The sequence below is a fragment of the Bradyrhizobium sp. UFLA05-109 genome (genome assembly GCF_054185165.1).
On record NZ_JBBIAR010000045.1, the window covers coordinates 1 to 13,327 of the forward strand.

Annotated in this window: 9 protein-coding genes and 1 pseudogene; 6 read left to right on the forward strand and 4 right to left on the reverse strand. The window is 64.3% G+C overall.

The window, feature by feature from the left end:
• The 3 genes from Q3C01_RS28635 to Q3C01_RS28645 form a co-directional block, all read right to left on the reverse strand.
• Window positions 1–309 (reverse strand): isocitrate lyase/phosphoenolpyruvate mutase family protein (locus Q3C01_RS28635; RefSeq protein ID WP_458148637.1); only part of this gene is annotated, 309 nt, incomplete at its 3' end.
• A gap of 149 nt (window positions 310–458) precedes the next feature.
• Entirely contained in the window at window positions 459–2,474 is a 2,016-nt protein-coding gene (locus Q3C01_RS28640) for an acetyl-CoA carboxylase biotin carboxylase subunit (RefSeq protein WP_458148638.1), read from the reverse strand.
• Between the two features lie 177 nt (window positions 2,475–2,651).
• Window positions 2,652–3,731, reverse strand: coding sequence for a zinc-binding metallopeptidase family protein (locus tag Q3C01_RS28645; RefSeq protein ID WP_458148639.1), 1,080 nt, complete (start codon window positions 3,729–3,731; stop codon window positions 2,652–2,654).
• A 247-nt stretch (window positions 3,732–3,978) separates the two neighbouring features.
• Here Q3C01_RS28645 and Q3C01_RS28650 point away from each other — a divergent pair, with 247 nt between their 5' ends.
• The 6 genes and pseudogenes from Q3C01_RS28650 (at window position 3,979) to Q3C01_RS28675 (ending at window position 11,892) form a co-directional block, all read left to right on the forward strand.
• Entirely contained in the window at window positions 3,979–6,426 is a 2,448-nt protein-coding gene (locus Q3C01_RS28650; RefSeq protein ID WP_458148640.1) for a PAS domain S-box protein, read from the forward strand.
• Window positions 6,427–6,475: 49 nt separating this feature from the next.
• Window positions 6,476–6,916 (forward strand): EamA family transporter, encoded by a 441-nt coding sequence (locus Q3C01_RS28655; protein WP_458148641.1) that lies wholly within the window; start codon window positions 6,476–6,478, stop codon window positions 6,914–6,916.
• An 88-nt stretch (window positions 6,917–7,004) separates the two neighbouring features.
• Window positions 7,005–8,279 carry an MFS transporter gene (locus Q3C01_RS28660; RefSeq protein ID WP_458148642.1) on the forward strand — a complete coding sequence of 425 codons (1,275 nt, stop codon included), beginning with the start codon at window positions 7,005–7,007 and terminating at the stop codon, window positions 8,277–8,279.
• Window positions 8,280–8,304: 25 nt separating this feature from the next.
• Window positions 8,305–9,558, forward strand: a complete 1,254-nt coding sequence (locus tag Q3C01_RS28665) for an arsenic transporter (RefSeq protein WP_458148701.1) — start codon at window positions 8,305–8,307, stop codon at window positions 9,556–9,558.
• A gap of 233 nt (window positions 9,559–9,791) precedes the next feature.
• Window positions 9,792–10,030, forward strand: a pseudogene (locus Q3C01_RS28670) (ArsB/NhaD family transporter); the annotation flags it as partial.
• A gap of 158 nt (window positions 10,031–10,188) precedes the next feature.
• Complete coding sequence (locus Q3C01_RS28675) at window positions 10,189–11,892, forward strand: methyl-accepting chemotaxis protein (protein WP_458148643.1); 1,704 nt, start codon at window positions 10,189–10,191, stop codon at window positions 11,890–11,892.
• A 59-nt stretch (window positions 11,893–11,951) separates the two neighbouring features.
• Here the strand turns inward: Q3C01_RS28675 and Q3C01_RS28680 are convergent, their stop codons facing one another.
• Complete coding sequence (locus Q3C01_RS28680; RefSeq protein WP_458148644.1) at window positions 11,952–13,316, reverse strand: MFS transporter; 1,365 nt, start codon at window positions 13,314–13,316, stop codon at window positions 11,952–11,954.
• Window positions 13,317–13,327: the final 11 nt, after the last annotated feature.

Sequence of the window (13,327 nt, forward strand, 5' to 3'; positions counted from 1 at the left end):
CAGCTCCTGCACCGTGCGACGGACGTTGAGCGCGTTGCCGTAGCCGTGATCGGCATCGACCAGCACTGGCAACGCGGAGGCCCGCGACATCCGTCGCATCTGCTCGGCAAGTTCCATGAGCGTGATCAGCGCGATGTCGGGATCGCCGAGCACGGCGAGCGAGGCCACCGAGCCGCCGAACATACCGAGCGGAAAGCCGAGATCCTCGGCAATGCGGATCGAGATCGCGTCATAGACCGAGCCGGGACGAACGCAGCCCTGCCTGGTGAGGATCGATCGCAGTTTCTCGCGGCGTTGACGGAAGGCCATGGTTTCGTCGCTCCCAGTTCCTCGTCCTGAGGAGCGCGGAACGCGCGTCACGAAGGACGAAGGCCCCGCTCTCGGCCTCGCCCTTCGAGACGCGCGCGAAGTGCGCGTTCCTCAGGGGGAGGGTCTACATTTAGAACCGCGTCGCTGCCTTACGCAAACTCCAGGATCAGCGCGTCCACCGCGAGCGTGGCGCCGGCGCTGGCGTGGATCTTCTTGACCGTACCGTCGCGCTCGGCGCGCAGCACGTTCTGCATTTTCATAGCTTCGACGACCGCAAGCGTCTCGCCGGCCTTGATCTCCTGCCCTTCCGTCACCGCAATCGAGACCACCAGGCCGGGCATCGGGCAAAGCAGCTTCTTGCCGGTGTCGGAGGCCGTGGTCACCGGCATCAGTCGCGCGGACGACGCTTCCGTCTCGGTCCAGACATAGACCGGCACCTCGACGCCCTGATGGGCGAGCCGAACGCCGTTCGGAATGGGACGCACCTGCACGGCGATGAAGTGACCGTCGATTGTGCCCTGCCAGACCGGTTCGCCCGGCCGCCACGGCGATTCCAGGAGATGGGCATTGCCCGCCTTGCCCTCGGCATCAAGGAAACGCACCGCGATCGCTTCACCTTCGCGCGCGATCTCGAGCGCGATCTCCTGGCGGTCGAGCCACACCGCGCGGCGGCGCTCGCGCTGCACGACGCGGCCGCCGAGCTGGCCGGAAATCTGCCGCTTGCGCTCTCCGAGCACGTGATCGATGGCGGCGCCGACGGCGGCGATCCGCCGCACGACCTCGCCTTCAGGCTCGCGCGCCGAAAACCCCTTCGGAAACTCCTCGGCGATGAAACCGGTCGACAGCCGTCCTTCGCGCCAGCGCGGATGGTTCATCAGCGCGGAGAGGAACGGAATGTTGTGACGGATGCCGTCGACATAGAACGCATCGAGTGCGGTCGCCTGCGCCTCGATGGCCGCGGCGCGCGAGGGCCCATGGGTGACGAGCTTGGCGATCATCGGATCGTAGTGGATCGAGATCTCCCCGCCCTCCTGCACGCCGGTGTCGTTGCGCACCGTGATGCCGTCCTTGCTTAGCTCCGCCGGCGGGCGGTACTTCACGAGGCGCCCGATCGAGGGCAGGAAGTTGCGGAAGGGATCTTCGGCATAGAGACGCGACTCCACCGCCCAGCCGGTAAGCGCAACGTCCTTCTGCGCGATGGTAAGCTTTTCGCCGGCAGCGACCCGGATCATCTGCTCGACGAGATCGATGCCGGTGACGAGCTCGGTCACGGGATGCTCGACCTGGAGGCGGGTGTTCATCTCCAGGAAATAGAAGCTCTTGTCCTGGCCCGCGACGAATTCGACTGTGCCGGCGGAATCATAGTGCACGGCCTTCGCCAGAGCGACCGCCTGTTCGCCCATCTTGCGGCGGGTGGTCTCGTCGAGCAGCGGCGACGGCGCCTCCTCGATGACCTTCTGGTTGCGACGCTGGATCGAGCATTCGCGCTCGCCGAGATAGATCACGTTGCCGTGCTTGTCGCCAAGCACCTGGATCTCGATGTGACGGGGATCGACGATAAATTTTTCGACGAAGACGCGGTCGTCGCCGAACGAAGCCTTGGCTTCCGCTTTCGCCAGATTGAAGCCTTCGGCGACCTCGCTCTTCGAGTGCGCAATGCGCATGCCCTTGCCGCCGCCGCCGGCGGACGCCTTGATCATCACGGGATAGCCGATGTCGTCGGCAATGCGCACCGCGTGCTTGTCGTCCTCGATGACGCCGAGATAGCCGGGCACGGTCGAGACCTTGGCTTTGGCGGCCGCCTTCTTGGATTCGATTTTGTCGCCCATCGCCGCGATCGCGCCGGGGTTCGGGCCGATGAAGACGATGCCGGCCGCCTCCAGCGCACGCGGAAATGCCTCGCGCTCGGACAGAAAGCCGTAGCCGGGGTGCACGGCCTCTGCGCCCGTCTTGCGGCAGGCCTCCACGATCTTCTCGATCACCAGATAGCTTTCAGCCGCGGCCGATGGGCCGATCAGGACCGCCTCGTCAGCCATCTCGACATGCAGAGCATCGCGGTCGGCCTCGGAATAGACCGCGACCGTCTCAATTCCCATCCGGCGGGCAGTCTTGATGACCCGGCAGGCGATTTCGCCGCGATTGGAGATCAGAATGCGTTTGAACATGCTTTTCTTGGTTCTTCGACCTTGGGCGGGACCCCTCCCTCACCCGTTCGGGCTGATGGGACAGGCCGTGATGTGTCCGTGGTACAGCAAAATGGGCCGGAGGCAACGGTCTAAATCCGTCCCCGCCCTGGCCTACCAGCGATCCCGGCCGGCCTTATCGCCTTCTCAAAGCCGGCCTTATCGATCCCTATCTGCTGCCGACTTAGCCGCTTCCCGCACCAGCTCGTGGACAAAGCCAAGCTTCCCGATCACCGCCGGTGACAGGATGAAAGGATAGAGGTCGCGGGCGCCCATCGCCCGGTTGACACTGTTGATGGCAAAGGTGAAGGGCAGCCATGCATTGACGAGCCTCTCGACATCAACCGCCACATAGGGGTTGAAGCGGATCCGCGCCGTCAGCTCGCCTGCTCGATCGATCCTGGGGCGCACCTCCATGCCGAATTCGGAGGCCATCTCGAGCGTATCGACGATGTGGAGGTAGTGGGCCCAGGTCTCGGCGAAATCCTCCCAGGGATGTGTGGTCGCGTAGGCGGAAACATAGTTCTGTTGCCAATCGGCCGGCGGCCCCTCCGCATAATGGCGCTGGAGCGCCTGCCCGTAGTCAACTTGTTCGTCGCCGAACATCGCGCGAAATTCGTTGAGCTTGCCGCCGTCGCGCACCAGCACATCCCAAAAATAGTGCCCGACCTCGTGGCGGAAATGCCCGAGCAGCGTCCGGTAGGGCTCGCCCATCTCAAGCCTGCGCCGCTCGCGTTCGATGTCGTTGGCTTCCGTCAGCGCGATCGTGATCAGGCCGTTGTCATGGCCGGTCATGATCCGCTGGCCGCTGAAGGGATCATCGGCAAGGAAGTTGAAGATCAGCCCGTGCGCGGGGTCCTCTGCCCGCGTCGCCAGCGGCAGCTTCCACCGCGAGAGTGAGTAGAACAGCCGGTGCTTGGCCACCTCGAGCTCGCGCCAGCCGGCTAGCTGCGCCGGATCGGACAGGTCGGGCACCGTGCCGTTGTGCCGGCAGGCGCGGCAGTAGAGATCGCTGCTGCCGGGCTCGGTCAGCCAGTTGCAGGCATCGAACTCGGCATTGGCGCACAGCATGCGGCCCTTGCCCTTGTCCGCCAGCGTCGTCCAGGCCGTCCCGTCAGGCTCGATCGCAGAGAGCACCTCCTTCTCGGGGAGGAAGGCAACCCGGTGCCCGCAGCGTTCGCAGGCGCGGTTCTCGAAATAGAGAACGTTGCTGCAGGCCTGGCAGACAAATAACTTCAAGGTTTACATCCCCCGGGCAGGAGTTGCTTGAGCCTGTCTCGAACCTAACTTGAACCCATCTTGGGCCCGGCGACGACGCTTCGCGACGTTAATCGTTCCTGCGAACGGAACAAATTCCTCAGGCGCGACGTTGATCCGCCGTCCACACTTCTCCGACATCATCCCCTTTACGCCGTTGCAATGGGTAGCCATCGCGCCCGGACTGTGTGAGAATTGCACCGGCACGTGCATCACAGCGGCCGCCCCCTTGAACGATCCTTTGCCTGAGACCATCGCCGCCGAAAGGCTGCGCCAGCATCTGGAGGAGATCGCCCGCGAGCGCGACAACGCCTATCGCGTATTGCAGGAGCGCGAGGCTGAGCTTGCGCGCATCCAGCGCATCGCCGGCGTCGGCGGCCTGGAGATCGATTTCCGTGACGGCGTCAGGAACCGGCGCACTCCCGAATATCTTCTGATCCACGGCCTGCCGCCGGAGGCCGCCAGCGAGACCTACGAGGAATGGGTCGGTCGCATCCAGCCGGAGGATCGCGAGCGGACGGTCAAGCACCTGTTCGGCATTCTCAAGAGCGAGAGCGAAGATTACTCCGACACCTACCGCATCATCCGCCCCAGCGACGGTGAGGTGCGCTGGATACGCGTCGTCGGCAAGATCGAGCGCGACGCGAGCGGACGGGCGGTGCGGCTGGTCGGCGCCGACCTCGACGTCACCGACCAGATGCTGGCGCAGGCGACCTTGCGGGAAAGCGAGGAGCGCTTTCGCCTGATCGCCGATAGCGCGCCGGTGCCGATCTGGGTCACCAAGCTCGACCGCAAACGCTCCTTCGCCAACCAGGCCTATGTCGACTTTCTCGGCCTGCCCTTCGAGGAGGCTATCGATTTCGACTGGCGCAAGGTGCTGCACCCGGATGACCTGCCCCAGGTGCTCCAGCAATCCGTGCAGGGCGAAGCCTCGCTAAAACCCTTCGTGCTGGAAGCACGCTACAGGCGCGCCGACGGGCAGTGGCGCTGGCTGCGCTCGGAATCCCAACCGCGCTGGGACCCCAACGGCAAGCATATCGGTTTCATCGGCGTCGCCCACGACATCACCGCCGCCAAGCAGGCGGAGATCGAGCTCAGGCAGCTCAACGAAACGCTGGAAGAGCGCATCACCGAGCGCACATCACAGCTCGAAGCCAACGAGGCTCGGCTGCTTGCGATCCTGGAGACCAGCAACCAGTACCAGGGCCTGCTCAACCTCGAAGGCAATCTGCTCTTCGCCAACACGACGGCGCTCGCCGGCATCCGCGCTGCGCCGCGAGACGTCATCGGAAAGCCGTTCTGGGACACGCCATGGTTCACTGCGACCGAAGGGATGACCGCGGTCGTCCGCAACGCTTTCGACACCGTGCTGAAGGGCGAAGCGGTGCGGATCGAGGTGCAGCTCCGCCTTCCCATCGGCGAACGCTGGTTCGATTTCAGCATCCGTCCCTTGCTCGACCAGCACGGCGAGATCTCCGGCGCCGTGCCCGAAGCCGTCGACATCACCGAGCGCCGGCGCGGCGAGGAGGCCCTGCGCCAGTCGCAGAAGATGGAGGCGATCGGCCAGCTCACCGGCGGCGTCGCGCATGATTTCAACAATCTCCTCACCATCATCCGCTCGGCCACCGACTTCCTCCGCCGGCGCGAGCTGCCGGAGGAACGGCGGCGGCGCTATGTCGATGCGATCTCCGAGACGGTCGAGCGCGCCTCGAACCTGACGGCACAGTTGCTCGCCTTTGCGCGGCGGCAGCCCTTGAAGCCGCAGGTCTTCAACGTCGGCATGCAGGTCGAAAGCGTGGCGCAACTGGTACGGCCGCTGGTCGGCGGCCGCATCGAGATCGCGGTCGAGATACAGGATCCCGACTGCTTCACCATCGCTGACATCGCGCAGTTCGAGACCGCACTGATCAACCTCGCCATCAACGCGCGCGATGCGATGAAGGACGAGGGGCGCCTGACCATCGCGGTCCGCAAGCTCAAGGGCATCCCTGCCTTGCGCACGCAATCGGCGCGCAGCGGCGATTTCGTCGCGATCTCGATCCACGACACCGGCTCGGGTATTGCGCCGGAAAATCTCGAGGCCATCTTCGAGCCCTTCTTCACGACCAAGGAGGTCGGCAAAGGCACCGGGCTCGGCCTGAGCCAAGCCTTCGGCTTCGCAAAGCAGTCCGAAGGCGACATCGCGGTCGAGAGCAGCATCGGACACGGCGCGACCTTCACGATCTATCTGCCGCAGGCGCCGAGCCCAACCCTGGCCACGCAGGCAGCGTCGCTGATGAGCGAACCCGCCGCCACAGGGCGCGGTTATCGTGTGCTGGTGGTGGAGGACAATGACGACGTCGGCCGCTTCTCCACCGAACTGCTCGAGGACCTCGGCTATGTCGTGCGCCGTGTCGCCAACGCCAATGCCGCCCTGGCGATCCTTGGCGAGAACGAGTTCGCCGTCGATCTCGTGTTCTCCGACGTCATCATGCCCGGCATGAACGGCGTCGAACTCGCCGGCCTCATCCGCGAGCGCTATCCGGGCCTGCCGGTGGTGCTCACCTCCGGCTACAGCAACGTGCTCGCCGAAAGCGCCCATCGCGGCTTCGAGCTGATCCAGAAACCCTATTCGGTCGAGTCGCTGTCGCGCATCCTGCGCAAGGCGATGGCGGAAAAGCTGCCGGTGGCGCGGTGAATAGACCACGCACGCGGCGAGCTCCGAACGACAACGCATCGGATGCCCCATGAAACCCGCCCTCCTCTCCGCCTGGCAGACCTGGGCGTTGCTGTCCGCCTGCTTCGCCGCGCTGACTGCGATCTTCGCCAAGGTTGGGGTGGAGAGCATCAATCCTGATCTTGCGACCTTCATCCGCACCATCGTTGTGCTGCTCGCCTTCTCGGTGCTGTTGTTCCTCACCGGCCAATTCGCCGCGCCATCGGCGATCTCGTCGAAAACCTGGCTGTTCCTGATCCTGTCGGGGCTCGCTACCGGCGCATCATGGCTGTGCTACTTTCGCGCGCTAAAACTCGGGCCGGCAACGCTGGTCGCACCGATCGACAAGCTCAGTGTCGTGCTGGTGGCGCTGTTCGCCTTCGCCTTTCTCGGCGAGCGTCCGACACCACAAGGCTGGCTCGGCATCGCCATGATCGGCGCCGGCGCGGTGCTGCTGGCGGTGAAACTGTAACGGAGTGCTCGCGCTGATTTGAGCGGAACCAATCTGATCCGACATCGGTTTCTCGCAGGGCGAGTTCTGCGCCTCGATCGAGAGACCGATGCCGAAGCGCAGTCCCGACCAACAGCTACAAGCCGGCCGCGCGCTGGACGCGGCGAATTTCTTCCTTGCCGACGTCCGGGACGGGCTTGGGCCTTATCTCGCCGTCTATCTCCTGACCGAGCAGCAATGGGACGCGGCGCGTATCGGCATCGTGATGTCGATCGCAACGATCGCCGGCATCGTGGCGCAGACGCCAGCCGGCGCACTGGTCGACGCAACGAGGGCAAAACGGCTGGTGATGGTCGTTGCCGCGGTCGTGGTGACGGCATCCTCGCTCCTGCTTCCGGTGTGGCCAGGTTTCTGGCCGGTCGCGGTCTCACAAGGGCTGGCACACACGTCGGCGGTTGTATTTCCGCCCGCGATCGCCGCCGTATCGCTCGGCATTTTCGGCCACCGCGCCTTCACGGCGCGGATCGGGCGCAACGAGACCTTCAATCACGCGGGCAATGCGGTGGCGGCCGCCATCGCCGGCATTGCGGCCTACTGGTTCGGACCGAGCGTCGTATTCTACCTTCTCGCCGCCATGGCTCTTGCGAGTCTCGTCAGCATTCTCGGCATACCGGAAAGCGCCATCGACCACGATCTCGCGCGTGGCCTGCACGACAGCGAAGCTGGCGAAGTCCGCGAGCAGCCGTCAGGCCTCAGCATCCTGCTCACTTGCCGGCCCCTGCTCGTCTTCGCGATCTGCGTCGCACTGTTCCACCTCTCCAACGCGGCGATGCTGCCGCTGGTCGGCCAAAAGCTGGCCCTCCAGGACAAGCATCTCGGCACCAGCCTGATGTCTGCCTGCATCGTGGCGGCGCAAATCGTGATGGTGCCGTTCGCGATGCTGGTCGGCGCGAGGGCCGATCGCTGGGGCCATAAGCGCTTCTTCCTCGGCGCACTCCTGATCCTGCCTATTCGGGGCGCGCTCTATACTCTTTCTGACAACCCGTTCTGGCTGGTCGGCGTGCAGCTGCTCGACGGTGTCGGCGCAGGCATCTTCGGCGCGATTTTCCCCGTCATCGTCGCAGGTCTCATGCGCAACACCGGCCGCTTCAACGTCGCACAGGGCGCGATCATCACCGCACAAAGCATCGGCGCGGCCCTGTCCACGACGCTGGCCGGGTTGATCGTGGTCGGCGCCGGCTACGGCGCTGCGTTTCTCACCCTCGGCGCCGTTGCCGCGATTGGCGCCGCAATCTGCTCCTTCGCCCTCCCTGAGACGCGGTGTCCACAGTCGCGTCCGCAGGGGAAGACAGCGCGGCCGGCTTCGGCTATCGCTGCACAATAGCCATCGAACGAGGACCACATTGCCGATCGCGCCGCATGCCGTCTATTGGGCCTGGAGCATCATCGTCGTTGCGACCGCAGGCGTCATCATCCGACCCTTTCGCCTGCCCGAGGCGATCTGGGCAGTGGTGGGCGCCGCGGCGCTGGTGCTGTTCGGCTTCCTGAGCTGGGATGACGCGCTGACCGGCGTCGAAAAGGGCATCGACGTCTATCTGTTTCTGATCGGCATGATGCTGATCGCCGAGCTCGCCCGGCTCGAAGGCCTGTTCGACTACCTTGCCGCGCTCGCAGTCGAATATGCCCGGGGCTCGCCGCAACGGCTGTTTCTGCTGATCTACCTCGTCGGCACGCTGGTGACCGTGTTCCTGTCGAACGACGCCACCGCGATCGTGTTGACGCCGGCAGTCTACGCCGCGACGCGGGCGGCCGGCGCGCAGCCGCTGCCCTATCTCTTCGTCTGCGCCTTTATTGCCAACGCCGCGAGCTTCGTGCTGCCGATCTCGAACCCCGCCAACCTCGTGGTGTTCGGCGCGCACATGCCGCATCTGACAGAATGGCTCCGCCTTTTTGCGCTACCCTCGCTCGCCTCGATCGTGCTCACTTACGTCGTTCTCCGCCTCACCCAGCATAGCGCGCTGAAGGAGGAAGCCATCGAGCACAAGGTGGCACACAAGCGGCTCAGCCGGGGCGGCAAACTGACCGCCATCGGCATTGCCGCGATCGGCGTCGTGCTGATCACGGCCTCCGCGCTCGACAAGCAGCTGGGCCTGCCCACCTTCATCTGCGGCGCGGTGACGACCGCCCTCGTTTTGCTGCTCAGCCGGCAGTCGCCCGTACCGGTGCTCAAGCACGTGTCATGGAGCGTGCTGCCGCTCGTCGGCGGCCTCTTCGTGATGGTGGAGGCACTGATCAAGACCGGCGTGATCGGCCATCTCAGCGCCCTGCTGCATGAGGCCGTCGCCCAGTCCGTGCCCAAGGCCGCCTGGAGCGTCGGGATCGCGACTGCGATCGCCGACAACATTGCCAACAATCTGCCGGTCGGGCTCGTCGCCGGATCGATCGTCGCCAGCGATCACCTGCCGACGTCAGTCGTCAGTGCGATCCTGATCGGCGTCGACCTGGGACCGAACTTCTCGATCACCGGCTCGCTCGCCACCATCCTGTGGCTGGTGGCACTGCGCCGCGAGAAGATCGAGGTCGGTGCCTGGCCGTTCCTTAAGCTGGGCCTGATCGTGACGCCGCCGGCCTTGATCGCGGCACTCGCGGCCGCGATCAGATGAGCATGGTCAGTCGTTCACGTAGCCTCGGGGCATGTTGAGATGAGGCCCGGCACGAGGCCCGCAACAAAAATGTCGAAAAACAACCCCATGCAAAGTAGCCGACGACTGCCGGCGGCATGCCATACGTATTTTCCGAAATCGATTTGACACGTCGGGCAAATCAGGGGCATAATGCCATCATCGACGCAAAACATGGCGGCTCGCCTGAGCGGAGCCGTCAGTCTCTTGGCGCCGTCGGTCTCGTTGCCGGATCAATCGTGGCGAGCGATCACCTACCTGCGCCCGTCGTCAGCGCCATCCTGATCGGCATCGATCCGGCCCGAACTTTTCGATCACCGGCTCACTCGCCACCATCCTGTGGCTGGTCGTGCTTCGCCACGAGCAAATCGAGATCGGCGCCCAGCAATCCCTCAAGCTCGTTCTGCTCGTCACGCCGCCGGCTCTGATCGCGGTGCTCGTGGCAACCATCCGCTGGACACTCGCCGGCTTGTTTCAGGAAACCCGTAGAGTCCCGGGGTTCCATTTTAACCAAATATCGATGTGCCTGCGACAATTGTACGCAGGCATTCAGCCGGTCGATCCGGGGCGGCCGCTGAGCCTACGTTGCACAGCCTATTGAATGGAAAATCTATGCTTTTCCTTGGCCGTTTCCGCATCCTTCCGAAAATCCTTTCGATCGTCCTCCTGCTCGCTGTTCTGATGGGCGCGCTATCTTACCTCGCCATTACGACACTGGCCGAGCAGAACGAAAATGCCGAGAGAATGGCGGTTTCCGCCAAGCGCACGCTCGAGGCGGCGCGTGCACGCCAACGGGTCGTTGCCATGAATCAGGCCGAGCTCCGCGCCGCGCTCGACCCGGCGGGCGAGCACGGCAAGACCCGCAAGGCCATCGAGGAGATGCTCGCGCAGTTTCGCGAGTTGATGGAGGCAGTCGGCAAGACGACCGACGGCAAAGTCCAGGCTATGCTTCCGGGTGTGCACCAGGCATTGTCCGTCTACGAACAGGCGCTGAACGATACGATGTCGGCGACTGATGCCGCAGCGTCCCAGAAGATCACGGACACGGCGGCGAAGCTACGCGATGCCGTCGCGAAGAGCCGGACCGCAGCAGAAAAACTGTCGTCCGAACTCAAGGCCGTTGCCGAGCGATTGGACGATAGGGTCCAGGAATACTCGCAGAAGACCTCGGACGAATATGCTTCGAAGTCGAAAACCCTGATCGTGATCTCGATCGCGAGCGTCCTCGCCGGAACGTTGTTCGGCGTGCTGATCGGCCAGTTCGGTGTCGCCCGTCCAATCCGCTCCATCGTCGCCCTGCTCCAGCAACTTGCTACGGGTAATTACGACGTCGAAGTTCACAGTACCGATCGCAGGGATGAGGTCGGCGAAGTCGCCAAGACGGCACTTGCCTTCAAGGAAAACGGCCTCGCCAAATTCCGCATGGAGGCCGAGCAGAAGGAAGCCGACACACACGCCGCAGCACAGCGCAAGGCTGACATGGTTCGGCTCGCAGACAGCTTCGAGTCGGCGGTCGGCCAGATCGTCGAGACCGTGTCCTCGGCTTCGACCGAGTTGGAAGCCTCCGCCGGCACGCTGACGACGAGCGCCGATCACTCCCAGCAGCTTGCGACCACCGTTGCGGCGGCTTCGGAACAGGCTTCCGCCAACGTGCAATCGGTCGCGTCGGCGACCGAGGAGCTGTCCTCGTCGGTCAGCGAGATCAGCCGCCAGGTGCAGGAGTCGGCGCGAATGGCCGGCGATGCTGTCAGTCAGGCGCGCGCAACCACCGAATGCGTCGGCGAGTTGTCGAAGGCGGCCGCGCGAATCAGCGACGTGGTCGAGCTGATCAATACCATCGCCAGCCAGACCAATTTGCTTGCACTGAACGCAACCATCGAAGCCGCGCGCGCCGGCGACGCAGGTCGTGGCTTTGCGGTGGTGGCATCCGAGGTGAAGGCGCTCGCTGAGCAGACCGCCAAGGCGACCGATGAGATCAGCCAGCAGATTTCCGGCATCCAGGCCGCGACGCAGGACTCGGTCACGTCGATCAAGGAAATCTCGGGGACGATCGAGAAGCTGTCCGAAGTCTCATCGACCATCGCCGCCGCCGTGGAGGAACAAGGCGCTGCGACTCAGGAAATCTCCCGTAACGTGCAGCAGGCGGCCCAGGGAACTCACCAGGTCTCCACCAACATCACCGACGTGCAGCGCGGCGCAGCCGAAACCGGGTCCGCGTCCTCGCAGGTCCTCTCCGCCGCTCAATCGCTGGCCTCGGACAGCAACCGGCTGAAGCTCGAAGTCGGTCGCTTCCTGAGTTCGGTGCGCGCCGCCTGACGGCACCGCCGTGAGGTCGAACGAGGCGGCTTGCCCGCCGCCTCGTCTACTCGGATCCGTCAGTCGTTGTCGTAGCCGTAGACCTCCGGCAGGATGAAGATCGCAGCGAGCAAACCGATCAGTGGGAAGATCGCGACGAACAGCGTGGCATTCGCCTGCCCGATTGCGGAAAACAGCGCGGGGAACAGGAAGATTGCCAGGAACGACGGCAGCTTCACGAACATGTAGGCGAAGCCACTCGCGGTGCCGCGATACTTCGGCTTGGCGACCATGGTCGGGATCGTCATGCAGTTGGAGGCGTCCCAATAATGACCCCACAACATCGCGGCCGCGGCGAACGGCAGCAGGATCTTGTTGTCGGTGTACAGCGCGAAGGCCGCGACCAGCAGCGAGGCCAGGACGATGGCGAAACCAGCGATCGCGATGCCGCGATGGCCGAGCTTCGGTGTCAACAAAGGTCCGACCCAGCCGGACAGCGCGGCGAAGCAGAACAGCGCCATCGTCACCAGATTGTTGCCGAGGACGCTGGACACACCGACCATCACGAACAGCACCGGCAGGTAGAACGCGAAGGTCGAGAACTCACTGCCTTGCGCGAAACAGGCAATCCAGCCGTAGATCGTGGCGCGCCAGCGGATCGGATCCTTCTTCAGATCGGCGAGGAAAGCGCGGGTGCTGACCTTCGGCACCTCCACGTCCTGGTCCGGTAGCATCGCGAGATCATCGTTGAACATCTCGCGGGCAACCTGCTTGGCTTCGCGATAGCGTCCCTTCTGCACCAGCCATACCGCCGTCTCCGGCACATCGTGCCGCATGATCAGGATGATCAGCGCGGGAACCGCACCGAGCCCGAGCGTCACGCGCCACAGCGTCTCGTGCTGCATGTCGATCAGGAGAAAGATGACGATGACGCCGATGGTGAGGACTTCACCGACCGCGAACATGAACTGCCAGCGGTTGCCCATGACCTCGCGCTCGCCCTTGGCCATGGATTCCATGATGTAGGTGTAGCCGGTCGAGATGTCGGAGCCGAGCGGCACGCCGAGCAGGAAGCGGATCACGACGAGCCAGCCGACGCTGGGCACGAAGGCCTGCGCGAGCGCCAGGACGATGAACATGACCATGGTGACCAGGAACATCACGCGGCGGCCGATCTTGTCGGACATCCAGCCGCCGAGCAGTGCGCCGATCAGGGCGCCGCCTTGCGTGCCGGCTGCGGCGAGACCGAGCATCAAGGGATCGGGATTGTATTGCTCGCGGATGAAAATCAGCACGAAGGCGATCGAATAGAGATCCCAGGCTTCGACCAGGATCGAGGCCATCATCAGCCAGCCGACCTTGTTTCCCTTGGGACTGTAGTTGGTGATGAGGTAGCGGACCGCGGCCTCGCTCGCGGTCGGTTGTGGCATGGCCATCGTCGACATTCTGGTTCTCC